This window comes from Phormidium sp. CCY1219 (assembly GCF_035615515.1).
Lineage (GTDB): Bacteria > Cyanobacteriota > Cyanobacteriia > Cyanobacteriales > Laspinemataceae > CCY1219.
On the sequence record NZ_JAJENT010000886.1, the window covers coordinates 1 to 226 of the forward strand.

The window sequence follows — 226 nt, forward strand, 5'->3', positions numbered from 1 at the left end:
TGCCTATTTATACCGCATCCGGGGAGAGCGGGGGGAGAATCTGGAACGGGCGATTGCGGCATCCGAGGCAGCGTTAGAAGTTTATACCCGCACCGCCTATCCGGAACAATGGGCGATGACGCAAAATATTCTGGCAAGTGCCTATCGCAACCGCATCCGGGGAGAGCGGGGGGAGAATCTGGAACGGGCGATTGCGGCATACGAGGCAGCGTTAGAAGTAAGAACC

At 57.5% G+C, this 226-nt stretch carries 1 protein-coding gene; it reads left to right on the top strand.

The window, feature by feature from the left end; genetic code table 11:
* Positions 1-226: hypothetical protein (locus LKK83_RS28985; protein ID WP_324634939.1), on the top strand; the 226-nt coding region annotated here is incomplete at both ends.